At 36.3% G+C, this 25029-nt stretch carries 27 protein-coding genes; 22 read left to right on the top strand and 5 right to left on the bottom strand.

All coding sequences use genetic code 11. The features are described from left to right. Positions 1 to 11: 11 nt before the first annotated feature. Complete coding sequence (locus MKY17_RS16875) at positions 12 to 596, bottom strand: DUF3238 domain-containing protein (protein WP_098371699.1); 585 nt, start codon at positions 594 to 596, stop codon at positions 12 to 14. Positions 597 to 747: 151 nt separating this feature from the next. On the opposite strand from MKY17_RS16875, the gene MKY17_RS16870 reads away from it, so the two are divergent. From MKY17_RS16870 to MKY17_RS16850, 5 genes are all read left to right on the top strand, one after another. Further along, the gene (locus MKY17_RS16870; RefSeq protein WP_098371700.1) at positions 748 to 1221 is read left to right on the top strand and encodes a MarR family transcriptional regulator; all 474 of its coding nucleotides are present in this window, start codon (positions 748 to 750) and stop codon (positions 1219 to 1221) included. Positions 1222 to 1391: 170 nt separating this feature from the next. After that, entirely contained in the window at positions 1392 to 2888 is a 1497-nt protein-coding gene (locus MKY17_RS16865) for a helix-turn-helix domain-containing protein (protein WP_098371701.1), read from the top strand. Between the two features lie 173 nt (positions 2889 to 3061). Further along, complete coding sequence (locus MKY17_RS16860) at positions 3062 to 4432, top strand: MFS transporter (RefSeq protein WP_098371702.1); 1371 nt, start codon at positions 3062 to 3064, stop codon at positions 4430 to 4432. Between the two features lie 130 nt (positions 4433 to 4562). Further along, complete coding sequence (hutH, locus tag MKY17_RS16855) at positions 4563 to 6098, top strand: histidine ammonia-lyase (RefSeq protein WP_098371703.1); 1536 nt, start codon at positions 4563 to 4565, stop codon at positions 6096 to 6098. Positions 6099 to 6406: 308 nt separating this feature from the next. After that, positions 6407 to 6694 (top strand): hypothetical protein, encoded by a 288-nt coding sequence (locus tag MKY17_RS16850; RefSeq protein WP_098371704.1) that lies wholly within the window; start codon positions 6407 to 6409, stop codon positions 6692 to 6694. Here MKY17_RS16850 and MKY17_RS16845 read toward each other — a convergent pair. Next, positions 6691 to 6894, bottom strand: a complete 204-nt coding sequence (locus tag MKY17_RS16845; protein ID WP_034304517.1) for an alpha/beta-type small acid-soluble spore protein — start codon at positions 6892 to 6894, stop codon at positions 6691 to 6693. The two genes, MKY17_RS16850 and MKY17_RS16845, sit on opposite strands and share 4 nt — an antisense overlap. A gap of 431 nt (positions 6895 to 7325) precedes the next feature. On the opposite strand from MKY17_RS16845, the gene MKY17_RS16840 reads away from it, so the two are divergent. After that, positions 7326 to 7646, top strand: a complete 321-nt coding sequence (locus tag MKY17_RS16840; RefSeq protein ID WP_311610396.1) for an NUDIX domain-containing protein — start codon at positions 7326 to 7328, stop codon at positions 7644 to 7646. A 327-nt stretch (positions 7647 to 7973) separates the two neighbouring features. Here MKY17_RS16840 and MKY17_RS16835 read toward each other — a convergent pair whose 3' ends face one another. Further along, the gene (locus tag MKY17_RS16835; protein WP_098371729.1) at positions 7974 to 8930 is read right to left on the bottom strand and encodes a patatin-like phospholipase family protein; all 957 of its coding nucleotides are present in this window, start codon (positions 8928 to 8930) and stop codon (positions 7974 to 7976) included. A 148-nt stretch (positions 8931 to 9078) separates the two neighbouring features. On the opposite strand from MKY17_RS16835, the gene MKY17_RS16830 reads away from it, so the two are divergent. Both MKY17_RS16830 and MKY17_RS16825 read left to right on the top strand, forming a co-directional pair. Further along, complete coding sequence (locus tag MKY17_RS16830) at positions 9079 to 9264, top strand: hypothetical protein (RefSeq protein ID WP_098371705.1); 186 nt, start codon at positions 9079 to 9081, stop codon at positions 9262 to 9264. A 700-nt stretch (positions 9265 to 9964) separates the two neighbouring features. Further along, positions 9965 to 10312, top strand: a complete 348-nt coding sequence (locus MKY17_RS16825) for a short-chain dehydrogenase (protein WP_142323968.1) — start codon at positions 9965 to 9967, stop codon at positions 10310 to 10312. 257 nt (positions 10313 to 10569) lie between these two features. Here the strand turns inward: MKY17_RS16825 and MKY17_RS16820 are convergent, their stop codons facing one another. After that, positions 10570 to 10788, bottom strand: a complete 219-nt coding sequence (locus tag MKY17_RS16820; protein WP_098371708.1) for a helix-turn-helix transcriptional regulator — start codon at positions 10786 to 10788, stop codon at positions 10570 to 10572. A 10-nt stretch (positions 10789 to 10798) separates the two neighbouring features. After that, on the bottom strand, positions 10799 to 11287 hold the full coding sequence (locus MKY17_RS16815) for a DUF2975 domain-containing protein (protein ID WP_286177048.1): 489 nt from the start codon (positions 11285 to 11287) through the stop codon (positions 10799 to 10801). Between the two features lie 556 nt (positions 11288 to 11843). Here MKY17_RS16815 and MKY17_RS16810 point away from each other — a divergent pair. The 14 genes from MKY17_RS16810 to MKY17_RS16745 all read left to right on the top strand — a co-directional run bounded on the left by MKY17_RS16810 (position 11844) and on the right by MKY17_RS16745 (position 24469). Then, positions 11844 to 12026: a hypothetical protein gene (locus MKY17_RS16810; protein ID WP_098371710.1), complete on the top strand. Its 183-nt coding sequence runs from the start codon at positions 11844 to 11846 to the stop codon at positions 12024 to 12026. A 210-nt stretch (positions 12027 to 12236) separates the two neighbouring features. Further along, positions 12237 to 13145, top strand: a complete 909-nt coding sequence (locus tag MKY17_RS16805) for a PhzF family isomerase (protein ID WP_098371711.1) — start codon at positions 12237 to 12239, stop codon at positions 13143 to 13145. A gap of 435 nt (positions 13146 to 13580) precedes the next feature. Continuing rightward, the gene (locus tag MKY17_RS16800; RefSeq protein ID WP_098371712.1) at positions 13581 to 13949 is read left to right on the top strand and encodes a MerR family transcriptional regulator; all 369 of its coding nucleotides are present in this window, start codon (positions 13581 to 13583) and stop codon (positions 13947 to 13949) included. A 229-nt stretch (positions 13950 to 14178) separates the two neighbouring features. Further along, positions 14179 to 15312, top strand: coding sequence for an NADH-dependent flavin oxidoreductase (locus MKY17_RS16795; RefSeq protein WP_098371713.1), 1134 nt, complete (start codon positions 14179 to 14181; stop codon positions 15310 to 15312). A 278-nt stretch (positions 15313 to 15590) separates the two neighbouring features. Next, positions 15591 to 15971, top strand: a complete 381-nt coding sequence (locus MKY17_RS16790) for a hypothetical protein (RefSeq protein ID WP_098371714.1) — start codon at positions 15591 to 15593, stop codon at positions 15969 to 15971. A 330-nt stretch (positions 15972 to 16301) separates the two neighbouring features. Further along, positions 16302 to 16925 (top strand): class I SAM-dependent methyltransferase, encoded by a 624-nt coding sequence (locus MKY17_RS16785; RefSeq protein WP_098371715.1) that lies wholly within the window; start codon positions 16302 to 16304, stop codon positions 16923 to 16925. Between the two features lie 761 nt (positions 16926 to 17686). Next, positions 17687 to 18664, top strand: coding sequence for a zinc-binding dehydrogenase (locus MKY17_RS16780; protein WP_098371716.1), 978 nt, complete (start codon positions 17687 to 17689; stop codon positions 18662 to 18664). Between the two features lie 1121 nt (positions 18665 to 19785). Further along, positions 19786 to 20202 (top strand): GNAT family N-acetyltransferase, encoded by a 417-nt coding sequence (locus tag MKY17_RS16775; protein ID WP_098371718.1) that lies wholly within the window; start codon positions 19786 to 19788, stop codon positions 20200 to 20202. A 160-nt stretch (positions 20203 to 20362) separates the two neighbouring features. Beyond that, positions 20363 to 20749 carry a VOC family protein gene (locus MKY17_RS16770; protein WP_098371719.1) on the top strand — a complete coding sequence of 129 codons (387 nt, stop codon included), beginning with the start codon at positions 20363 to 20365 and terminating at the stop codon, positions 20747 to 20749. A gap of 191 nt (positions 20750 to 20940) precedes the next feature. Then, positions 20941 to 21828, top strand: coding sequence for a Virginiamycin B lyase (locus MKY17_RS16765; protein WP_098371720.1), 888 nt, complete (start codon positions 20941 to 20943; stop codon positions 21826 to 21828). A 25-nt stretch (positions 21829 to 21853) separates the two neighbouring features. Beyond that, positions 21854 to 22507, top strand: coding sequence for a Vat family streptogramin A O-acetyltransferase (locus tag MKY17_RS16760; RefSeq protein ID WP_098371721.1), 654 nt, complete (start codon positions 21854 to 21856; stop codon positions 22505 to 22507). Positions 22508 to 22601: 94 nt separating this feature from the next. After that, complete coding sequence (locus MKY17_RS16755) at positions 22602 to 23147, top strand: DUF1697 domain-containing protein (protein WP_098371722.1); 546 nt, start codon at positions 22602 to 22604, stop codon at positions 23145 to 23147. Positions 23148 to 23594: 447 nt separating this feature from the next. Next, positions 23595 to 24119, top strand: a complete 525-nt coding sequence (locus MKY17_RS16750; RefSeq protein WP_098371730.1) for a sigma-70 family RNA polymerase sigma factor — start codon at positions 23595 to 23597, stop codon at positions 24117 to 24119. After that, the gene (locus tag MKY17_RS16745; protein ID WP_339200189.1) at positions 24116 to 24469 is read left to right on the top strand and encodes a hypothetical protein; all 354 of its coding nucleotides are present in this window, start codon (positions 24116 to 24118) and stop codon (positions 24467 to 24469) included. The genes MKY17_RS16750 and MKY17_RS16745 overlap by 4 nt, the downstream gene beginning before the upstream one ends. Positions 24470 to 25029 lie beyond the last annotated feature (560 nt).

Raw genomic sequence — 25029 nt, 5'->3', positions numbered from 1 at the left:
AGTATTTATATCTAGATTGTCGTTTTAAAACTGTATTCCATTTCCCCAGCTAGCGCTGCTGGAGTGTCACCAGTTTTTCTGAAATCATGTGCATATATTAATTCAAATGGACCAAAATCTATTTGTTTATAAAATTCATAGCAGGGGAACCCATCATGTGCACCTTCAATTTGTGCAACACCACTCTTGTTAACATGTATAGTTAATAAATAATCAGCCGCAGGTGCTGCTGCATTTAAAGGATTGCTTGCACTTGCCCTCATTTCAAAAGAAACTTCATCAGTGCCCCACACAACATTAGTACATACAATATTTTCTGTACTTGTTTTTCCTTTTTTATAATCAATAGAACCATCTGGATTTGTAACTTTTACAGTTACGATACAAGCATTTGTATATGTGAAAATTTCTTTTTTATAAAAATCAATAATCACTTCTTGCTCTAATCTTGACCGCATAGTGTTTACAGCGTTTGGTGTAAATTCACGTGCATCACCAGTGTATTCGAATATCTTTTCTTTTGCAGGATCTTTAATAGGTTCCAACCAAGCATACGGTGCAAATACACTTGCTCTAATTTTAACGATTTTAGCCATGAGAACCCTCCATAATGTATTAATATTGTTTCGGTGAATCCTATTTCTTTTATAATTAAACTATAGTCAACTTGATTGACTACATTGCGTATAGTACAATGAATTTTAAATAAAGTCAACCTGATTGACTTTATTTAAGGAGGTTTTATGTATGAAGCATGAAGTATTTAGTGAATTGGATCTTACATCACTTTTATCATTATCCTTTAGTACATCAATTAATGAATTACATGACAGATTGAGTGAATTTGGATTTGGAGATATTAGACCTGCACATGGTTTTATGTTTAAATGCATCACTCCCAATGGAGCAACAGGTATAGAACTAGCCGAATATCTAGGAATTACAAAGCAAGCTGTGAGTAAAATGGTGGATTATCTTGAGAAAAGTGGCTATGTAATGCGCAAAGCTCATCCCACTGATAAGAGAGGAAAAATTATTGTTTTGACCGAACGAGGTTGGTTAGTAGTGAAAGCAAAAGAGAAGATACTAACTGAGATTGAGCAACGTTGGATTGAAATCATAGGTGCTGAACGCCTGCAAATGCTCAAAGAAGATTTAACAAAATTAGTTTATGAAGAAAATGAAGATAAACTATCATCGAGGTTAAGACCTGTCTGGTAATTATAGAGTATGAAGGGAACTTTTAATCGTGCTTAAATTCGTACTAACAGTACAGCATTCCTGTAATGATAGCACCAGAACCCTTAATCTGTTAGACACTGTAGTGATGAAAATAAGCTTGGTTTGGCGATAATTAATAAGAAGAAATCTATCATTAAGGGAGTACCTGTATGGTTAAATTGTTAATTGCTGATCGCGATCAAAATGAACGAACAGGGATTGGCTGGCTAGTTTCTTCGTTTTCGATTCCATTTGATCACATTCTATTAGCAGGCTCAGTATCTGAGGTATTTCATCTAATAGAGGCCGAAGTACCAGATGTTGTTTGCATTGAACTCGATATGATTCCAAAGGATACGTGGGACAGCTTTAAGGAGCTGACCAAACGGTACATACAAAAGGTCATCGTCATGACGGCTGAAGCCACATTTGAACGTGCGCTTCAAGGCATCGAGCTTCATGCCTATGATCTATGGGTAAAACCTCAGTCGCCTGACCATATCAAACGAGTATTAACCCAGTGCTGCAAGGCCGTTTCAAAAACTGAGGAGAAACGAGAGCCATCGGCTCAAATTGAGGTTCCTTCCGTATCTTACAGTTCTCTATTCGTGCATCAAGAAACGTTAGGCGCCAATTTCCGATTAATGCTGATGCAGTTGGAAAATTCGAAGAAACAACCTATACTGCTATCTTTTTTACAAGAATATCCATTTAAGAACCGACCGGTTGTATTGCCGCTAAGCGACATGATCGTTTCTGTTTTTTCATTCGATAACCAGCAGCCACAGCCACTCAAACAATTAAAGCACATAGGCAATCGGATTCTAACCGAATGGGAAGAGCAGTTTTCGGAGCCCATGTCACTAGTTTTATATGATACTAATGACCCGTTGCTTTCGTTAAATGAAAAATATCTTCATGCGAAGCAAGCGCTAGAAATTCGTTTTTTCAAAGGATATCGGCAGCTTTCGGTCATTGAGGATAAGGTGAACTGGGTTATGATCGATCCGTTTTTAACCCCGTCTGAACAGCGCGAATGGATTGACATGCTGAACGAAGGTGACAGGGACAAAATTAAGCAGTGGATGTATAAAGAATTTTTGAATAAGGAAGATCCCTATCCCGAGCCAGGTTTATTGCGAACCCGGTTAACAAGCTTATTAGCCCAAGTCCGACGCTTCATGAAGTCATTTTACCTTGACGAAGGGATGCTTGAGAGACGTTATCATCAAGTATTTGAATCCATCCTATACAATCCGATTCTATATCGGATCGTCCAGGAGTTATTGCTGTTCTTATATGAAGTTCTTGATCGGGCAAATAACAATCAAGAAAACGCTCGTACAAATGTGATTGAGCAGGCTATCCGGTACATTGAGGAGAATTTTACTAACCCTGAGCTAAGGCTTGAGGACGTTGCGAACCAAGTAAACAGAAGCGCAGCGTATTTTAGCTCGCTCTTAACAAAAAAACAAGGAAGCTCGTTCCGACAGCTATTAACAAAGACACGGATAAACGAAGCGCAGCGTCTATTGATAGATACAAAACTCTCGATTCAAGATGTAGCAGATAAAACAGGATTTATAAATGCAAATTACTTTAGCAAAATTTTTAAGGAAAAAACCGGTACAACCCCCCGTTCATTTAGAGATCGTAAAAAAGTATAGAAATCTAAAATAATTATAGTTTTCAAATGTAAGCGTTTTACATTACATTTTAAATTCGAAAAAAATTAGAAAAATTCAAAAAATAGACGTCTGTTTTCAATCGCTTTCCTTCTCTAAACTAGAGAAGTAGGAAGTGTCCCAAAAATCAAATATTGAAAAGGGGAAAGACGCTTATGACCGAACAAAAATTTAAGATGGATGACGCTCCACTTAACAAGTTCCATATGAAAATTACAGCGCTTACTTTTGGCTCGAATTTCTCTGATGGGTATGCTCTTGGGATTATAGGAGTGGCTCTTACTCTCCTTAGCCCACAAATGGAACTCAATTCGATGTGGGTAGGACTAATTGGAAGTTCTGCTTTGATCGGACTCTTTTTCGGTAGTCTAGTACTTGGAGGGTTATCTGACCGCATAGGCAGACAGAAAATATTCCTGCTTAACTTTTTATTGGTCACTATAGCTTCGTTGCTGCAACTATTTGTGGATGGTCCCGTAGAGTTGTTAATTTTGCGGTTACTGATAGGTTTTGCTCTCGGAGGCGATTATGCAGTCGGATCGACTTTACTTGCCGAGTTCGCGCCTAGAAAGTATAGGGGGTTCTTACTGGCTTCTCTAAATGTGCTCTGGACGGTTGGTTACGTCTCTGCAACCATTGTCGGATATTATTTAGGACAAGCTGGTCCGGAATCATGGCGTTGGATGCTTGCTAGTGCTGCAATCCCTGCATTCATTGTGCTGCTACTGCGAATCGGAACGCCTGAATCACCACAATGGCTCATCAGCATGGGACGTATTGATGAAGCACGCCATATCGTAAAGAAGTATATCGGGCCTAATGCGGAAATCGACGAAACTATTATTGAGACTCAAAATAAAAATGGCTTTCGTGCTCTTTTTAACAAAAAATTTCGGAAGCGAACAGCTTTTGGAAGTCTATTTTATGTCTGTATTGTCATTCCGTACTTTGCCATCTACACATTCCTACCGTCTATCTTAAAAAGTATGGGTTTAGCAGAAAACTTCACTGTAGACTTGTGGTTAAACATATTCCTAATCTTGGGTTCGGTTGCTGGTCTTTGGCTTATGGAGAAATTTTCTCGAAGAGGTTTCACGATTAGTACGTTTGCAATCCTGACTGTCTGCTTGCTTATGCTTAGCATTTTTCACGAACCTAAACTTTTAGTAATTCCGATTTTTCTGGCTTTTACTTTTATATTATCAGCAAATTCAAATCTTACGCTAACATATCCGGCCGAACTTTTCCCAACCGAAATTCGCGCATCTGGGGTTGGTTTTGTGACAGCGTTCAGCCGAATTGGTTCTGCTATCGGGACATTCCTCCTGCCCCTTAGTATGAACACTATAGGGTTGGATGCCTCGATGATTGGAATGACAGCTATTCTGTTAATTGGTACTATCATTTCGATTGCCTGGGCACCGGAGACAAAGTCACTCTCTTTAAGCGAGGCAAGTAATCCTTTTAATGAAGCAAGTAATTCAAATTCAAACTTAAACCCCTTGAACCATAAGAAGATTAATTGACATGAAAAAAGGAGTACCTCTCCAATTCTCGAAAGAGAGGTCTCGTTGCGAAATTTTACTAATCCAAAGGCTTAAACATTATAAAAGTTAATGTTTTGTCAAGCTGCACAATATAGGAGATGAGTTTATTATGAAAACACAAGAAAAAGTAATGATAACTGAAGATGATTTTAGTATCGGGGATTTGATTTCAGTAGCAAGGCATCATGCCCCTTTGGAGCTGTCTATGAGTGTAAAGAAAAGAATTAGCCAAGGAAGGGATATAGTCGAGCGTTTTGTCGAGGAAGAGCGAGTCATATACGGAATTACGACCGGAGTAGGAGAGAATTCAAAAATAAAAATTTCAGCCTCTGATTCGAGAGAATTGCAAAAAAATATAATTATGAGTCATGCTTGCGGTATGGGCGATCCGTTGGAGAAGGAAATAGTAAGGGCAATTATGGTGATGATGATCAAAAATTTATCCCTTGGTTATTCTGGTGTAAGACTTGAAACGGTAGAGAGATTAGCAGAGATGGTGAATAAAGATGTCATACCATTCGTCCCTCGAGAAGGTTCCCTAGGTTACTTAAATCATCAGGCACATATCAGTTTGGTCCTTTTGGGTATGGGTGAGGCCTATAATCAGGGCGTACTAACAGATGGCGAGACGGCTTTGAAGAAGGCCGGAATCAAGCCAATCGAACTGCATGAAAAGGAAGGGCTTTCTTTGATTAATGGCACGGTAGATATGACTGCAATTGGCGCTCTGGCCGTTTATGATGCCATTAATGTTCTTAAGGCGGCAGACATTGTTTCGATAATCAGTTTTGAGGCGCTGAAAGGTACATACTATGCCTTTGATCCCAAAATTAGTAAAGTAAAACGTCATCCTGGACAAAAAAAGACAACTGATAATATTCATAAGCTGATAGAAAACAGTGAGATCACGGAAAAATTTAAAGATTACCGCACACAAGATGCTCTTAGTATTAGATCCATTCCACAAGTGCATGGAGCTTGTAAAGACGCTGTTGATTACGTTCGGACGATTGTGGAGAGAGAAATGAATTCAGCCTCAGATAATCCGTTGGTGTTTGATGATCAAGAGGGTGCAAGAGCGATATCCTCTTCCAATTGTCATGGAGAAGCGATAGCCTTAGCCATGGACTTTCTGGCAATCTCTCTATCTGAATTGGCCAATATTTCTGAACGAAGGATTTTTAGACTCGTCTCGCCTCAGCATAGCGAGCTGCCCCCGTATTTGATCGAGCAAAGTGGGCTTAACTCGGGCTATATGATTCCTCAATATGTCGCGGCGTCATTGGTTTCTAACAATAAGGTTTATTCACATCCGTCGTCTGTGGATTCCATTCCGACAACCGGGGGTCAGGAAGATCATGTAAGCATGGGGACATCTGCAGCTTTAAAGGCACTGAAAGTAATCGCCAATACTGAAAAAGTGATTGGGATCGAATGGATGTGCAGCTGCCAAGGGATTGAATTCCATCAGCCGTTACAGCCTGGAACAGGAACGACTGCAGCCTGCGATTTGTTTAGAAAATATGTGCCTCGCCTTGAGCAGGACAGAATTTTATACAAAGACATGCGTACAGCTGCGGAACTGGTTCATTCAGCAGAAATTGTAAAGCATGTAGAAGCAAAAATCGGTCCTTTGCAATTTTAAAGATATGATTCATAGCTGAAGTTGCAGTTTGAATCAATAAAAGAATATGAAGGACAAGATATTCGTTTAGAAATAAAAAAATTTAACAATATATGATGACCACGAGACTCGTAAAGTAAAAACAATATGGCCATTCGGTTTCATGCTTGATCAAACGGCAATCCTAGAAAGAGTAACAGTAAAAATAAATAAGGAATTCAATTTCGGAAAATAAAACATACAAGATTAAAAGGGTAGAGTTTTCACCATTAGAAACAAGAATTGTCGTTACTAAATCTGACACGAAACTCCTAACAGATGCGAGTGGGTTGAAATACAAAGTATTAAGCAAACTGGAACATAAACTCCTTAATGCAAGGAAACATGATAAAGAACACGGTTATAGTGTTGAGTATAAAAAATCTGGTGTATTTTTAAAATCAGCTGGTGAAAAAGTTGAACCCATTTTTAGTAAGTCTGAAGTAGCAGGTGAAGATGACGAATATGTAATGATTTTTGCTCCGGTTAAAGTTTCTATTTCTTTTTTTGAAATTTGTAAAATTATAAATAGGGATAGTCCAATCACTATCCCTAACATTACATATGATTTCGATTAACGAGTTCTTCCGCCTAATTGTTGTTCAGCCATTTGCACTAAACGTTTTGTAATTTCTCCACCAACAGATCCGTTTGCACGAGATGTTGTATCAGCGCCAAGTGTAACACCGAATTCACTAGCGATTTCGTATTTCATTTGTTCTAGAGCTTGCTCTGCACCATTAACTACTAATTGATTACTGTTGTTATTTCTAGCCATGTTGTCAGCTCCTATGAATGTAATGTGTTGCTAGTCATAGGTTTTGATATTGTTAAGAGTTATATACATAGAATTTAAAATAAATTAAGGCAGTGATTAAGTGAAATCAAAACTCACCTATAGCTCTAGAAGGGAAGAGCACAGGAAAACATTGAAGCCACCGGGTCGCAAGGCAAGGGTTTCAGAAGCTCCGAAAAGCAAATAATCTGAGGCAGGTGAATATCCGTAGGGAAGCGTGTTCATCCATAGCCTATGCTTACCGAATCCCGTCAGAGGCTTTCTCCTCCTATTGCACAGTTTGTGTCAACTATACACTAAGCCTTATATAACTAACGGTTGCGTTAGCTGAAGATCGGAGCTGTCTTTAAGGCAGTTTTTTTTTTTGGGGCAGGTTAATTCAATAAAGTGCATGCAATAAGGGAGGGTAATGTGTGAGAGATAGAGGTTCGGTTGTGCTTGTAGAAAATAACATGGTTGGACTGATTAAAAGAATTAGGAACGGTTCTGTTTACTATGTTTTTCCTGGTGGTGGAATTGAAGAAGGTGAAAATCCTGAAACAGGGGCAAAAAGAGAAGCCTTTGAGGAATTAGGTGTAAAAGTCAACGTTAATGAGTGCTTTGCAAAGGTTGAGTTTAACGGCACACATTACTTTTTCTTAGCTGAAATTATCGAAGGAACTTTTGGTACTGGACAAGGTAAGAATACACCAATGAAAATAGAGATAGAGGTACATATTTGCCAATATGGGTAGATATAGAAAAACTATCACTCCTTGACGTTAAACCGAAAGAAGTTGCTTTAAAAGTACAATCCATTTTCACCTAACAGGTTCTCAATAAGGAAGGTTGCGTTTGCAGCCTTTTTCTTATAGAACTAACGGGTGCTTTAGTTGAAGATCAATCGGAGTTGTCTTTAAGGCAGCTTTTTCTTTATGCAACTATCGGGGCAGTATAGTTGAAGAAGAACTGAATAAATAAATAAATAAATAAAAACAGCCAGGTTCTGGCTGTTTTTTTATAAAAAATCCAAATGCTTGCAATAAAAACAAAAATTCAATCAGATTTATGGGATAATTTTATTAATTCCAGTTTTTCTCTATAAATTGAACTGCAGGTTGTAAATTTGTTTTGTTAGCAATTGAAATGACAGTGGGAACTACAGAAGGGTCCGTTTTGGATAAATTAGGGATCCGTGGATTTAACCGAAAAAAACGATTTCCTAGAAGCTGAGAACTGACCATGGATTCATAGTAACCGGATCCACTAGCGACTATCTGAAGAAATGGCAGTAAGGGTTCATTGGGCGATCGGTCCCAAAGAACTCCCCAATTTGGGGGAAGGTTCTTCATATTTTCGGGGCGTATGTTATCTGCACTCACCATCCCCCACCCCTTCGTATCTCTTCTTAATTGAGTCGGCTCTTCACCTGTTCCAATGGATAATACCGCAATTTGATCCAACGGCTGTTTGGCTTTCCCCACTGCAAACGCGATACTGGCTGTACTGGGGTTAGTTGCTACTGTATACCCATCCACGTAGTTTTGATAGGCTCGTTGCGTCGCGGGAGCACCACTGCTCCGTAGTATTACATCACTCGCTTTCTCATTTAAATAGGGAGAGCCAGGAAAGTTGTGGAATAACACAGGAGTCCAACGATTCAGCTCAGGTGAGAATAAATGAAATGCAGGGACAACAATTCGTCTTTTTAAGTCTTTGAGGAGAAGATCTGGTGGAAAAAATGTTTGTACCGCTTTAATGAAACCGGAATATGGTAATTGTTGGTTAAAAACAGGTCCGCCTGGTCGGGAAACGCTGAATGCCGGCAGGATTTTATCCTTAAAAAACTGGAGTGTCTCCTTCGGCGATCTTCCACTTGCTAACGCAAGGGCAGTGAATGAACCGATTGAATTTCCCGAAAAAACATTGGTTCGACTAATTAATTTTGGGTTTTGCTGAACCAGTCTGTTCAAAAGTTGTAAACTTAAAGCACCTAAGGTGCCGCCTCCATCAAAGGACATGATTCGATATTTTGTCAAAGCTGATTTCTCCTTTCTAATCTGGTCAAAAGTATCATTCAGTATATGTTTATTTTTCAGGAGCCGGATTATGTAGCTAAACATCCAAGGAAAGACTCCATCGAGTATATAAAAAATACTACGACGAGGATAAGGAGACTACGTTTGAGTGGCAGTACGGGCAAGCCAAACGGGAATTTATTATGCACGTACTTTGTTTGTAATGGGTGATGAGAAAGGCAGAAAGTACAGCCAAAAAAACTTGAAAGAAAAAAAAGCCATAGCGGTGGGCTACGGCTGCCTGTTCCGTCCTCAAACAGGTTATTTTGCAACCCTGTGCACAAAAGGTTATTGATTATTATTAAATATCTTGCAATCCTTCAAGATGGAGATCGCTTTTTCCAACAACAATATTGTGAAGAATTACACTTAAACTAAAGGGTGCATTAGTTCTAGAAATCGACTTTTAATATTGGAATTTTTCTTAGCATATATTCCGTAATGGGCGGTATAGCATTCTTGCTACCATACGTAAAAGAACACTTTCTCGAAGGTGGAGTTTCTTCTCAAAACAACCATTATTCGCATTCGTTAAATCGTAACACCAAGATAAGGAGGGTTTGTATGTCTTCTGCACAACAATTTTTTTTAATAATCATGATAATATTAACCATATTTTTCTTAAATGCTAAAAGTGCTCCAAAGAGGTCTAAGTATAGTATTGCAATATTCTTATTAGTAACTTTTATATTAGTATCTAGTATAACTTTTATCATACTTTGAGAGATTAATTTAAAATGAAAAATCAATACAACCCCAGTCGACATAACACCTAATTAACGGAAGTTACCAAACGAACAAAACCCTAAATTTGGCCAAGATCGGTCATATTCAGGTTTTTTTTGTTGGAAAATATGGGTTAAAGAGTTCCTGTAATCTAAAATTACGATTCTTAACAAAATCATACATACAAATTAAAGTAAAAAAGTACCCTTTATTAACTAACGGGGCAGTTTAGTGCAATAAGCATTATACTATGTATCAGGAGGTCGATAATAATGCCTGTTCATGATTTTGGAATAATTGATAATATCGAAAATCTGAAAAGAAATATTGCTTATGAACCACAAAAATATAAATGTATTTCTGTTGATGATGAAATTATTAATCACTTAAATGAGCATTTATCTATTATGAGAACCTACTTTCATTCGCTTGAACGCACAGAGTTTGGGTTAGCTTACTGGGGAATTACAATTATTCCACCTGATTCTTTATCAATGTTTTATGATGTGATTACATCTTCAACGATGTATAAAAAATCTGCTGAACTTAATGAGTTAGCTTCTAAAATATTTCAGGCTAAAGAGGAAAATAAATACATGATACACTTTGGAATATAAGCCTTTTTGTTTTTATCTTATCTAAATTAACGGGTGCTTATATTAAAGAAGGGATGGCTGCGGCTAACGGCTTCCCTTTTGAGGTGCAAACAATGCAAATCACATCACATTTTTTGTCACTAATATCAATGCAATTCTCAATGGAATTCTCTAATTAAATATCAATAATAAACGCAGAGAAGGGATAGCTTAATAGCTATCCCTTCATCTTAATTTCACTATCTAATCCCGTTGGTTGAAGAAAGTTGTTGTCTGTTTTATTGAGTGTCTTCGTTGCCCTTGTACTCCAAAATATCACCTGGCTGACAATCCAAAGTCTTACATATCGCTTCTAATGTAGAAAAACGAACCGCTTTTGCTTTTCCATTTTTCAGAATGGAGAGATTCGCCATAGTAATTCCAACCCTCTCCGAAAGTACTGTTACGCTCATTTTCCTTTTTGCCAACATCACATCAATATTGATGATAATCGCCATGATATTCACCTCAGATCGTTAAATCATTTTCTGATTTTATATTAATAGCTTCTTGTAAAAGTCTTTGGAGAACAGCAGCAAAAACGGCGATCACCATTGAGGCGAAAATAATGACCAATCCGATTGGTATGAAACTTGGAGGGTCAACTCTTTTCGCCATGAGATAGTAGAGTGGCATACCTAACAGGTACAAGGTACTGATCGTGATGGCACAGTGCTTTATATTCTTTAAAGACTTTACCGATAATTCCGAGAACGCTTGGTTCTTATCAATATAGCTTAAAAGTTTAAAAGCTTGATAAAGAGCGAAATAAAAAGGAATCGCTGCCACGTACATATCGATTAAAACGAGAGATTTCATATAAGCAATATCTGGATACAATTCCCCAGCAAAATTCCCGATCTTAGGCACCAAAAATATGCACAATGCAAGAACTGCAATTCCAACCAGAAAAATAATTACCTTTAAGAAAGTGGTTGAACCTTGTTTAACATTCATTTTAAATACCTCACTTATTAAATGACAAAATGATTTTATCATATGTTTTATCGTTTTACAATAAATTTATATTGTTTTTTATTGTATTATTATTGTTACATGAAGTCCTTCGATATACTTGTTTCTTTGATCAAATTCATGAAGGGCATTCAAATATTCCGAGTAAGACTCCGTATCATTCTTTGTTGGTGGTTGAGGAGAGAAAGAGAAGCGATGTCTTGCATTCTTTTGAGTGAAATCATCAAGATATATATAAGCTGGAGCAAGAGAATAAACAGAATTTGTGGAAGAGTCATCTCTTGCTCTCATATAGACGGGCAGCATTCATGTAATAAATGAAGTGATAATTGAGTAGGTTTGTGAAACATTGTACTTAAACTAACGGGTGCGTTAGCGCCATGAGAAGGCCGCCAATTGACGGCCTTCTTAATGTATGATAATTCCCATTATCGTACATTCGAAAAATGAAGTTAAACCCCCTTAATTAACTATAGGCACAGGTTAGTTCAACAATTTATTTGCTTTTTTTGTAATATCATAAAGGTGGTGAGTAATTATGAAAAAGAATTATACGATTTTCTTTTTACTTTTGTTTATTGTAGCTATTTCTAGTGGTATGGCACTTGAAAATTATTTCGACTATTCTATGATTATTGGAGTTGGTTTAGCGACAGTATCTTTATTATCTGCTGGGTTTTCGCTTGGAAAAAGGTACAAGGTAAATAATTCACATCATTAAATTGTTTGTTAAGCTAAGGCGTGCTTTACATCAATAAGGGAGGTTGCTGAAGCAACCTTTTCATTAGGGAACTAACAGGTGCAATAGTTCTTTAAAGAGCTGTGACGATCACTCTTTTTTTTTGGAGCTAATGGGGTAATTATTAATATAATAAGAATTATAGATAGTATAAAGGACCAGAAATTCACTATATTAAAGGTGGGAAATGGCATGGCAAGAAAGTACCGATTATATCAAATTGATTCATTTACGAAAGAAAAATTATCAGGTAATCCTGCTGGTGTAATTACAAATGCAGATGGTTTATCTTCAGGTGAGATGCAGAGGATTGCTAGAGAGCTTAACAATTCGGAAACGGCATTTATATTTAAATCAGACAATAGCGAATCTGATGTACATATTCGTTTTTTTACGCCTACTCATGAGGTTCCCATCTGTGGACATGCGACGATTGCTGCTCACTATGCTCGTGCAGTTGAAAATAGTTTAAATACAGGTAAAGTTTTTCATAAAACTGGTGCCGGCATTTTACCAGTCGATGTGATTAATGAAGATAATGATTACAAAATTATAATGACGCAGGGTAGTATAAGTTTTGATGCGGTGATTGATGGTCTAGCTTTAGAAAACATATTTACAGCTTTCAATATTAGTGAAAATGATTTATTAGAAGATTGTCCCGTACAAATCGTTTCTACCGGGCATTCCAAGGTGATGATTGGAATTAAAAATTCGGAACTTCTTCACCGATTAAACCCTAATATGGATTTACTAACAAAAGTCAGTGGATTAATTAATTGCAATGGTTTTTATGTGTTTACGATGAATGCTCCCAACTCTGAAATCTTAATTCATGGAAGAATGTTTGCTCCAGCAATTGGTATTAACGAAGACCCTGTTACAGGTAATGCGAACGGCCCTTTAGGCGCATACTTAATACACCATGGACTTGTCAAACATGATAATACTTTATTTAGTTTTAAAGCAGTGCAGGGCGAAGCTATAAACCGGGCGGGTGTCATTGATGTTCAAGTGAAAATTTGTAATCAGGAACCAGAGGAAGTAAGGATTGCGGGAAATGCTGTAATCGTATTTAAGTCCGAGTTATTACTTGAATAGCCATTCAACGTGCGTTAGCTTAAGATCGAAGCTGTCTTGTCTTAAGGCAGCTTTATCTTATGGAACTAAAGGGGCAGTTTAGTTCCATAAAGAACCGGATAGCTATAAAAAAGCAAACTCACCAAAACTGCGGTGAGTTTGCTTTTTTAAAATGCCAATAACGAAGTCAAAACATCTGTCATTTTTGTTTATAAATTCGAAAAACCACTTCAAAACGGAACCCTTAATAAATAAGTGGCTTTTTTTTATTCTACTCTTTATGCCTCCTTTTTAAAATTTTTTAACGAAGTAAATCTAAAAGATCGTTAATCGTCATATGCAGAAGAATTACAATTTTTTGACTTAGAGTAAGCTCTAAGTATTATTCTTTCTTTATGTCACAAATTAAAAAAGAAAGAAGAAATAGACATATCAGATTTAATGGAGGCGGTTATATTGACATATTCTATTGGGGAATTTTCTAAAATAGTTGGGTTAAGCGAACATACATTGAGGTTTTATGAAAAAGAAGGGTTAATAAAAGTAAATAGAGACGATAACAATGTCAGAATCTACTCGGATGAAAATAAATTATGGATTGAATCCTTGCTCCACCTAAAAAATACAGGGATGTCACTAAAAGACATGAAACGATTTGCCATGTGGGGGCATATGGGGGATAAAACAATGGAGGAAAGGTTAGCTCTGCTTAAAAAGCATCGCAAAAAAGTAGTGGAAGAATTGGAGAAGATTCGTCAAAGTTTAGAGCATTTGGATAATAAAATAAATTTTTATGAAAATGAAGTAGGAGACTGTTTCTCTTAGAAATTAAGGAGCCAGGTGTTTTTTCATTTGCATCTTTTGGATAAACCTCGTACAGACAACTTTCTACATCGTGTTTTTATCGAAAGTAAAAATAAAAAAAAACTTGCGTTAGAGTGCTCTCTAGGGATTAACCTATTCTTGCACCATTTAAAATACATGAAGGGTTAATCACCCTTTACAAAATACGACAAACTAACAATGTTTGATCAATTCAGAAAGAGGTTAAAAAATGAACGAAAAATATAGCAACTTATTTAAATCTTTTACATTTAAAAACGGGATTACCCTTAATAATAGAGTGGTTATGGCACCAATGACAACTTGGTCCAGTAATGATGATTACACGGTTTCAAATGAGGAATTAACCTATTACAAAAAAAGAGTAAACGGAGTAGGACTTGTGATTACAGGTTGTACACATGTGACTCCAAACGGGATCGGTTTTAAAAATGAATTCGCAGCTTATGACGATAAATTTATGCCGGGCTTACGTAAATTAGCTGAGGCCGCGAAAAGTGGCGGAGCTCCTGCGGTCCTTCAAATTTTCCATGCAGGTAACAAAGCCCTACCAGATCTTGTTCCAAATGGTGAGGTTGTTAGTTCCAGCGCTTTAGAGACTGAAGCTACTGGATTTGCTCCTTCAGTTTTGCCTAGAGAACTTTCACACGAGGAAATTTTAGATATCATCCATGCATTTGGAGAAACAACAAGAAGAGCAATTGAAGCAGGTTTTGATGGCGTTGAACTTCATGGTGCTCATGGGTTTTTAATGCAAAACTTCTTCTCACCTTACTTCAACAGACGAGAAGACCAATGGGGAGGATCATTAGAAAATCGCATGCGTTTCCCACTGGCAATCGTTCAAGAAGTGAAAAAGGTGATTGAAAAGCGTGCAACAAAACCGTTTATTTTAGGATACAGAATATCTCCTGACGAACACCAAGAAGGCGGTTTGAAAATGAAGGATACCTATGAATTAATTAATCGTCTTATTGAAGCAGATGTTGATTATGTACATGCTTCGTTGGCTAATGCCTTATCCTCAAAGCCCGTAAATAGTAAAGATGAAAAAACATATCTTGAATTAATTGTTGAACATGTAAACGGCAGAGTTCCTGTAATGGCTGCTGGTTCTATGGTAACTCCGGAAGTCGTTTCAACAGCATTAGATAAGGGTCTATCCCTAGCAGCGATTGGTCATACGTTAATCATGAATCCAGACTGGGTAGAAAAGGTTCAGACTGGAAAAGTAGCTGAAATTGAGACAGCCATTAAGACGTCAAAAGTAAGCGAGCTTGAGCTTCCTGAAAAACTTTGGAATATAATTCAAGCTTCAGGTCCTTGGTTTAAGATTGAGGAATAACATCGTAATAGAAAAGTTTACTGTTTTTTATCACGTTTCTATTTAGAGAGGATGTTTTTTATTTGTTCGTTTAATGTGTTAGTGGGCAATTAAGACATTAATATAATTTAGATAGAGATTAAATTTTTTAATATGTGAAGTATCATACTTAAACTAACAGGTGCGTTAGCGCCATAAAAAGGCCGCCAATTGGCGGCCTTTTTAATGTACGATCATTACAATAATCATACTTTCAAACTAGAAAAAATATAAATATAATTGAAAGGAGTGAGATAATAATGGAAGTAAGTTCCTTTTTAGGGCTGTTTTGGGGATGGATGACGGTTGTCGTATCGGGAATACTTTTCGTACGTCCCTCAGTACTACGTGAACTGAAAAAATTAGTGGTCGAGGACAGAGGATTTGGGATTATGTATGGCTTTCTATCGATTTTCCTAGGATTAGGCACTATTATCCTGCATAATGTATGGGCATTAAACTGGCAGGGATTCACCACAGTCATTGCATGGCTCGCACTATTAAAGGGAATTTACGTAATTGCATATCCTGAACCATCCAAGAAAACCGACTTTGAAGTACGGATACTATCTACGCGTATAGCACTTGCTATCGTTGGTGCTTTGGCTTTATGGATGCTTGTAGTAATCTATATGAAATAATCAGTATTTCGAATGAATGAATAATTGGCAACGGGTGCGTAGCGTCATAAGAAGGCCGCCAATTGGCGGCAATCTGAATGTCCGATATATATATAATCATACATTCAAATTCAAGTGAAAAACTACCCTTAATTAACAAACAGGTGCGTTAGCTGAAGATCGGAGCTGTCTTTAAGGCAGCTTTTTCTGTATGCAACTATCGGGGCAGGTTAGTTCAACAAGAATTCACCCAAGATTACAAATCGGATGGTGAAATATGGAAAAAATATTAAATTGGTATAATAATAGATGATGCGAAATAATTTATAGTATCAGGAAGTGAATTGGCTTATGAAGAAAGAGCAATTAATCCAAAAGTTTAATAACCAAGCTGCCAAATATTCAAAAGAGCTTAAAAAACAAGAGCAAAATAAATGGAGAAAGCAAATTTTCCAATCGGTTAAAGGAAAGACTTTAGAAGTGGCTGTTGGGGCTGGAATGAATTTTTCCTTCTATCCAAAAGGTATAGAATATTTAGGAGTAGATTTCAGCCCCAAAATGATTGAACATGCTAAAGAATCTGCAAAAAAATATGGGGTAAAAGCCAAATTTATTTTATCTGATGTTGAATGCCTTGATTTTCCTGATAATTCCTTTGATACAATTGTTTCATCCGGTTCTTTTTGCGGTTATGAAAATCCAGTACATGTTTTAAACCTTTTTAATAAATGGTGTAAAGAAGATGGACAGATATTACTTTTGGAACATGGGCTCTTTTCCGTCCCAACCCTGGCTTGGATTCAAAAGAAACTTGATAAGGCTGCAGTTAATGCTATTGGATGCCATCAAAATCGAGATATCTTAGAAATAGTTAAGCAATCCAATTTGATAATTAAGAAGCATGAACGTGGGATTTTAGGATATCTTTATTTAATCTGGGCAAAACCACAAAAGTTAGAACAATTTAATAATTAGACACTAATAAAAATACGAATAGACTAAGTTTATCTTTTATTCTTTTTGAAATAAAAGGAGGCGATGCCTTAAATAAAGCATTGCTTTTTCCTAGTTCGACTATCGAAGAAGATTGTGAAGAATTGTACTTAAAGTAACAGGTGCGTTAGCTGAAGATCGGAGCTGTCTTTAAGGCAGCTTTTTCTTATGGAATTAACGGGGCAGGATAGTTCCATAAGGGATATGTTTTTTAACAGAATTAGCGTAAAATGGTAAATGTAAATTTATTGAATTAAGGGTTGGGGAATATGAGGCATCTTAAAATAACACTTAAAATAAGCGCAAATTACCTCTTAAAGTGACAATAAAGGCATGATAGTACGTAAAAAAATTCGAACTAACATAGGTGTAAGAATGTTAGTCCGTTGCAGAATCATTAAAAACATTTTAGGTGTAGGCAGCCAACAATCATATTTAGGGCCAGTTAGGAGAAATTCAGCTCTGGTTTATAATGCTTCTATTTAAAAAATTCGTTTTCTCATTCCAGTCGAAACATGTAGCCCATCAGGAGAAATCTTTGCTCGTCGTGACTTTAAAAACTCCCCAAGCACTTTTATATTTCTGTTTTCCATCCAGATTTCTCTCCTTAAGGTGTTACTGAAATACTAGTATAACGAAAAACTCGTAATAATATTGGTAGCTATTAGAATAAAATCATAGATAAGAAAATAAACAAAAAATGCCTAGTAATTATCAGGCAAGCGAAAGGGGAAAGAGAAAAAATGAAGGCTATTATCATTCCACAATTTGGAGAAGCATCCGTACTTACACAGAAAGAAGTAGCAACTCCACAACCTGGGATTGGAGAAGTAACAATTGATGTTGCTTATGCAGGTGTTAACTATGCGGAGGTATTATTTCGCAAAGGTGTTGTAGAGGATTTAGCGCTTCCATTTGTTCCGGGAATTGAGGTATCTGGAACTATTCGAGAAATCGGTGAAGGAGTAACGGGAGTAAGAGTAGGTCAACCTGTTGCAGCACTAACAATTGTAAATGGAGGTGGATATGCAGAGGTAGTGAAAGTGAGTGAGGATTTGGTTATCCCGTTGGATCAAGAAACAAAAACTGTAGATATGCGAGTAGCAGCAACATATCCATCCAATGTAACGACCGCGATGATGATTTTATCCAGTGTGGCACATTTACAAAAAGGCGAAACGGTACTGGTACATGCTGCCGCTGGTGGAGTAGGAAGTGCGATCGGGCAAATGGCCCGTGCCCTTGGAGCAGGTAGGGTGATTGGAGTAGTAGGAAGCAAACAAAAAGTAGCATATGCCAAAAGTTTAGGCTATGACGAAGTTTATTTACGAGATGAATACGCACAAACTATTGCAGGTAGTGGTATAGATATTGTCATTGATCAAGTAGGAGGAGAAGCCAGAACAACAGGATTATCTCTCTTGTCCCCATTAGGACGATTGGTTGTCATGGGCAATGCAAGTGAAGCAGCAGACGTTACCCCATCTGCGAATGAACTTTGGTTTGGTAGCAAAGCAGTCCTTGGATTTAATCTACAGTTACTAAGTGTGTACCATCCAAAAATCGTTGCACAAGCAGCACGAAAAGCCCTTTCTTATGTGGCAAGTGGCGAAGTGAAGGTCGATGTAACAGAAGTACTGGATTTATCTGAAGTAGCAAAAGCTCATGAGAGTATCGAAAATCGGACATCCAAGGGAAAAATAGTGCTTCGGGTGAAATAAACAATACCTGTTTTGAATAGGTGAACTACCCACCGCCTAAGAGGCGGAAGTTTCCTGCTTCATCGACCAACTGTCAACCATTTAGTAGGTCTTACATGATCCCCACAAACGTAACTTTGACGTGAACCATACTTAGAATACGATAGCAATTTCAATGCAAGAGATTTCCTAAAAATATGTCAGACATTCGAGGTGGTTAATGACCACAGAAACCCGCATGCCACCGTTTTTTCAAACAACTATATTTCCTAAATGAGCATCATGCAGTCTTGTTGACAGTGCAAAATGAAACAACTTTATGGTAATAATCGAGACCATTACTTACGTAAGAATATGCCTTGAACAGCTTATTTTTAAACGACTTTATTGTCACTGCTCAACGTTGTTAAATCAATCAAGTAGCCTTTCCATATACTAAAGGGTGCTTTACTTCATTACCAGGAGCTGATCAGCAGCTCCTTTTCTTATGCAACTATAGGGGCAGGATAGTTCAACAAGGAGTTATAATATATTAGATTCAGAAGCTTTTAAAAGTGGTGGTAACGAGATCCATCTAAAATAGGAGAGGAAAATTAAATTGAACATAGATATAGGGTTTCTCTTCCTTGTTCTTTTATCTCTAACAGGATTAATATTGTCCATTCTATATACTAAAGAGCAAGATAAAGAGCAGAGTGAAGTAGTAAGTGGAGCAGGAATCTTCGGTATTTTTGTTTATCTTTTGATAACTTCACTACCATTTAGGGTTAGAAAGGCGATATATATTATAGTGTGCTTTCTTATGGTCCTTTTGTTTTCTATTGGCTTATGGGAAGTATCAAAGGTTTAGTTATTGAACTTACAGGTACTTTACTTCAATTAGGGAGGTTGCTGCGGCAACCTTTTTCTTACGGAACTAAAGGGTCAGGATAGTTGAAGAGTGCTGTTTGATCTTTATTCAACAAATGGGCCATTTAATTGAGTAAGAGGATGCATTAACCCCCACTTTTTTATGCAGCATCAAGCACAATTGAGAGAGCGTAATAGTTATTTAGTAAAACATCGCAAAAAAAGGACTTGTACACCTTAAAATTGAATTATATAAATAAATATATATATGTTTTGAAGGGAATGAAGCATACATGAATTACAAAATCATCTCAACACTAGATGAACAACAAATCATAGAACTCTACGAATTATACCAACAAGAATGGTGGACAGATAACCGAAAGTTTGAAGACGTGTTGGTAATGCTCGAAAACACAGACATCCTCATTGGAATATGTGAAAATAAAACTAATAGACTCATTGGTTTTATACGTGTTCTTTCAGATTTTGTCTATAAAGCCTTAATATTCGATGTTATTATCCATGAAGAGTATCAAGGAAAAGGTTTGGGACGAATATTGTTAGATCAAGTAACGACACACCCTAAACTTCAATCTGTGCAACACTTTGAATTGTATTGTAAATCTGACAAAATATCTTTTTATGAAAAATGGGGATTCACTAAAGAAATTGATGATATTAACTTCATGAGAAAAACCGTCAAATAGCATGGGGCTGTCATTATGGCAGCTTTTTCTTATGCAACTAAAGGGGCAGGATAGTTGAAGAGTGCTGTTTGATCTTTATTCAACAATTGGACCATTTTCTTGAATAAGAGAAGGGTTTTTTTGTAAATGAAGAGAATTATATTATTAGGAGGAGATTGAATTGAAGTTATTTCAAATCAGACTGTTGGTTAATGATTTTAAAAAAATCTCCAATTTTTACAAAGATCTATTAGGACTTTCAATAAGTTGGTACGAGGAAGAAATGGAATATGCACTTTTCAATAACGGAGAAACGAAAATCGAGCTTTTATCCCGAAAAGCCATGGCAGAAGTGGTCGGAGAGGAAAATGAATTTTTAGAAGGGGAATCTCAATCAAAATTTTTACTTCAATTTGAAGTAGAAGACGTTGATAAGACTTATAACCGTTTAAGAGAAAATGGGATTGAATTTATTACTAAACCACACGATCGTAAAGAATGGAGATCACGTATTGCACATTTTCTAGACCCAGATAGGAACCTTATTGAAATATATATAATGCTGTAATTGATTAGAAATTTTTCAACACAAATAACTTCGTTCGAATAAATTGAAGCGGAGTTATTTGTGTTGCTACCGATAACAACGAATTATGTTAACTGAAAATGCCCCGTATACAAAACTTTTTTTCGTAAGAATTAAATTATTTTATAACGAATTACTAGAATAATTTTATACAAGAAAAAGGAGGAATTAACGTGAGAATAAAAATTGAAGAATTTGAGCTTCCTCATATAGATTCAGGTCCTTATGGAATTACTAGGGGGAAAGATGGTGCCCTATGGTTTACACAACATAAAGCGAATCAAATAGGTCGAATGACTGTTGATGGTAAAGTGACTTATATTGATCTTCCTACTGTCAATGCAGGTGTGCTATCTATCACTTCTACAGATCAGGGTGATATATGGTTTACTGAAAATAGGACAAATAAAATTGGAAAACTAACAGTAACAGGTGAAATTACTGAATATACGCTACCGAACAGCGATTCGGGACCTTTTGGTATCACGCAAGGACATAATGGAGACATTTGGTTTACAGAAATGAACGGAAATAGAATAGGGAGAATCTTATCATCAGGTGAAATTATTGAGTATAGTTTGCCAGTTCCTGATTCTTATCCCTCTTTTATTGTGGCTGGATCTGATCATGCTCTATGGTTTACTCAGAATCAGAGTAATCAAATAGGTCGGATTACGATAGGCGGGGAAGTGACTACATATAAGTTACCCACAAAACAGGCTGGTCCTGTGGGTATTACAAATGGACCGGATGGTGCACTTTGGTTTGTAGAAATTAACGGAAATAAAATTGGCAGAATTACTACTTCTGGAATAATAAGTGAGTTTACCATTCCTACTCCGAATGCTCGTCCACACGCAATTGTAACCGGCCCTGATTGTGCTTTATGGTTCACTGAATGGGGAAGTAATCAAATAGGTCGAATTACAATAAACGGTGAAATTACGGAATATCCTATTCCTACGAAAAATGCGGAGCCACATGGTATGGTAGTAGGACCTGACAAGGCCTTGTGGTTCGCTGAGGAATGCAATAAGTTAGGCCGGTTAAGCTTTGAATAAAAACCTTGAAAGGTAGTGAATATCTATGGAATCAAATAAGCAGCATGGACCGAATCCTACAGATAAATATCCGATTAAAGGAAATAATATTTTACAATTTATTAAAAATACAATTACTAGACCAAATATTATTGCAGGTGAATATTCTTATTACGATGCAAAAAATGGAGAATCCTTTGAAGATCAAGTCTTGTATCATTACGAATTTTTTGGTGATCGACTTGTTATAGGGAAATTTTGTGCCATAGCACCCGGTGTGACGTTTATTATGAATGGAGCTAATCATAGGATGGATGGCTTCTCCACTTATCCGTTCAATATTTTTGGACAAGGTTGGGAGAAATACACACCAACGCTAGATCAATTGCCGTTTAAAGGGGATACGATAATTGGAAATGACGTCTGGATTGGGATGGATACGGTCATTATGCCTGGAATCAACATAGGTGATGGTGCTATTATAGCAGCCAAATCAGTTATTACTAAAGATGTGGAACCATTTACAATTGTCGGAGGAAATCCTGCAAAGAAAATTAAAACCCGTTTCTCAGAAGAAATCATTAGCAAATTGCTAGAAATAAAATGGTGGGATTTAGATATTGAAGTTATTTCAGATCATATTGGTTTGATAGTAAATGGAGATATAGACAATCTAGAAAACCTGAAAAATAAAATATGACAAAATAAAAACTGTCTATAAGGCCCAGTGACAGGGTTCTTGCTCTAATCCGTCAAATGTTTAATATAAAATGCAAACTAATAGGAGGATTATCATGGTCTATGTCGCACTGCTTAGGGGAATCAATGTTGGTGGGAAAAATAAAATTAACATGAAGTTGCTTAAACAAGCTTTTGAACGAGTGGGTATGAGCTCTGTAGCTACATATATCAATTCAGGTAATATTATTTTCACAGTGAATGGCCAATCAAAAACAACAATATCCCATATTTTAGAAGAGGCTATACATACAAACTTCGGATTACAAATCAAAGTTTTAGTCCGTAGTTTTGATGATTTTAAAAAAGTCATACACTCCCTTCCAGAGTCATGGACGAACGACCAACAGATGAGAAGCGATGTGCTGTTTTTATGGGACGAAATTGATGATGAGTCAGTGCTCAATAAGCTGGTCATCAAACCAGAAATTGATACGGTGAAATACGTTCCTGGAGCCATTCTATGGTCGGTTGAAAAAAAAAATATTACCAAATCCGGTATGACTAAACTCGTTGGTTCAAAGCCATACCAACAAATAACAATCAGAAATGTAAATACAACTCGCAAAATATACGAACTTATGCAAGCTGCACAGGTGTGAATTACATGATACTAGCAAGAATTATTTTCTAGTAATTGGAAACTATCTGACGGATAACTATCAGAACCCTGTCAATGGGCCTATAACACTCGTTATGGTAACAAAAAAGGTTAGGTACTTTTTTAGATATCCAACCTTTTTTTGCTGATAAGAGACTTTATGAAAGTTCATGAAAGTTCTGCAATAAACACCAGTTGAATTAAATTAATCGATCTTCAACTATAGGGCGCGATTCTTTAATAAGGTTCGCTTTTCTTAATGAACTAACGGGTGCGTTAGCTGAATAAGAAGGCCGCCAATTGGCGGCCTTTTTCACGTATGAATCTTAGCATTATCATACATTCGAATTAAAGTGAAAAAATGGAAAATGTTTAAATGAAATAAAAAAAGTAAAGCCAAATACTCTAGGTTTTCGTCTAATATTTGTAATAAGAGAAAAAGAAGGTGATGAAAATTGAAAGGTTAGTTAGAAAAGCACAAAAGGGTGACAAAAACGCTTTTGAAATATTATTTCAAAACTATAAAGAGGAAATATATCGAACTGCTTTTATTTATATGAGAACTCAAGAAGATTCATTAGATATTGTACAAGAAGTAGCTTATAAAGCTTTTAAATCGATTAAATTCTTAAAAGAACCAAAGTACTTTAAAACATGGTTAATAAAGATTGTTATAACTTGCTCTATTGATATGTTAAGACAGCATAATAAAGTTTTTTCCATTAAACCCGAACACATGGAACTAATAACTATTGGTGAAGAAGAAGATAACGCATTATCTTTGTATTTACAAACTTTGATTGAAGAGATTAGTGAAACTGAAAAAAGTGTTATTCTTTTGAAATATTTCCATGATTACACTTTAAATGATATCGCAATAACATTGGATATGCCTTTAGGTACAATAAAAACCACCTTGTATAGAGCATTAGAAAAGTTAAGAAAAAGATTAAGTAAGGAGGATATCCTATGAAAAATAAAATAAAACAAGAACTTGAAAATATTGAAATACCCAAAGAGTTCGAACTGATGAGTCAAAAAGGAATTAACAAAGCCTATAGTGAAATGAATAACAATAGAAAAAGATCAAAATGGTTAATTGGGTTTATTGCAAGTGCTGCAATTCTATTGCTTAGTATTGGATCATTGTCAACACCCGTTGTAAAGGCATCCATTCAAAACGCTCTAAATGAAATACTGGCTGATAAATTTCAAAAAATGGAAAATGGAAGCGAAATACTACCCGAAGAAGTACTAGTAAGTGTTGAAGAAAACAGCAATGGAGAATTAATCACAACATATATTTCTGGTAGTCAAGAATGAACTGAAAATGAAAACGGGGATTTTTCAGTATCGGATGGTAAAACTATCGCTACTTACACAAAAAAAGATAATAAATTTTTAATTGAAGCAAATGATAATCCTGGACCACCTATTGAATCAAAGATATTTTCTGAATTTGAAAAAGAAAAAATTCAGTCGTTAGGGACGAAAAAAATATTAGGTAGAGATGCAGAAGTCTACAAAATAACAATATCAAATGAAGAAACACTTGAGCTTTGGTTTGATAAAACTATTGATGTTTTAGTAAGAGAGGTACAGATTATTAAGGGTAAAACTTATGAAGAAGGTAAACTAATTTCACTTAAAACAATAGATAAGAAAACTAATTTGGACCTGTTTAAAATCAAAGCGCCTAAAGAGGCAAATATAATTGATCATACAAAAAAGTAAGCTAGGATTTTTCCTAGCTTACCTTTTAATTTAATATGCTGCAAACGATAGATAATGATAAGTCTTTTTACCAACTTGTCCATCAACCGTTAATCCTCTTCTCTTTTGAAAAGCTTTAACGGCTCCTTTAGATCCATCACCATATTATA

It is taken from the genome of Peribacillus sp. FSL P2-0133 (assembly GCF_037975445.1).
In the GTDB taxonomy this organism is placed as follows: domain Bacteria; phylum Bacillota; class Bacilli; order Bacillales; family DSM-1321; genus Peribacillus; species Peribacillus simplex_E.
This window is presented reverse-complemented; position numbering and strand designations above follow the sequence as displayed.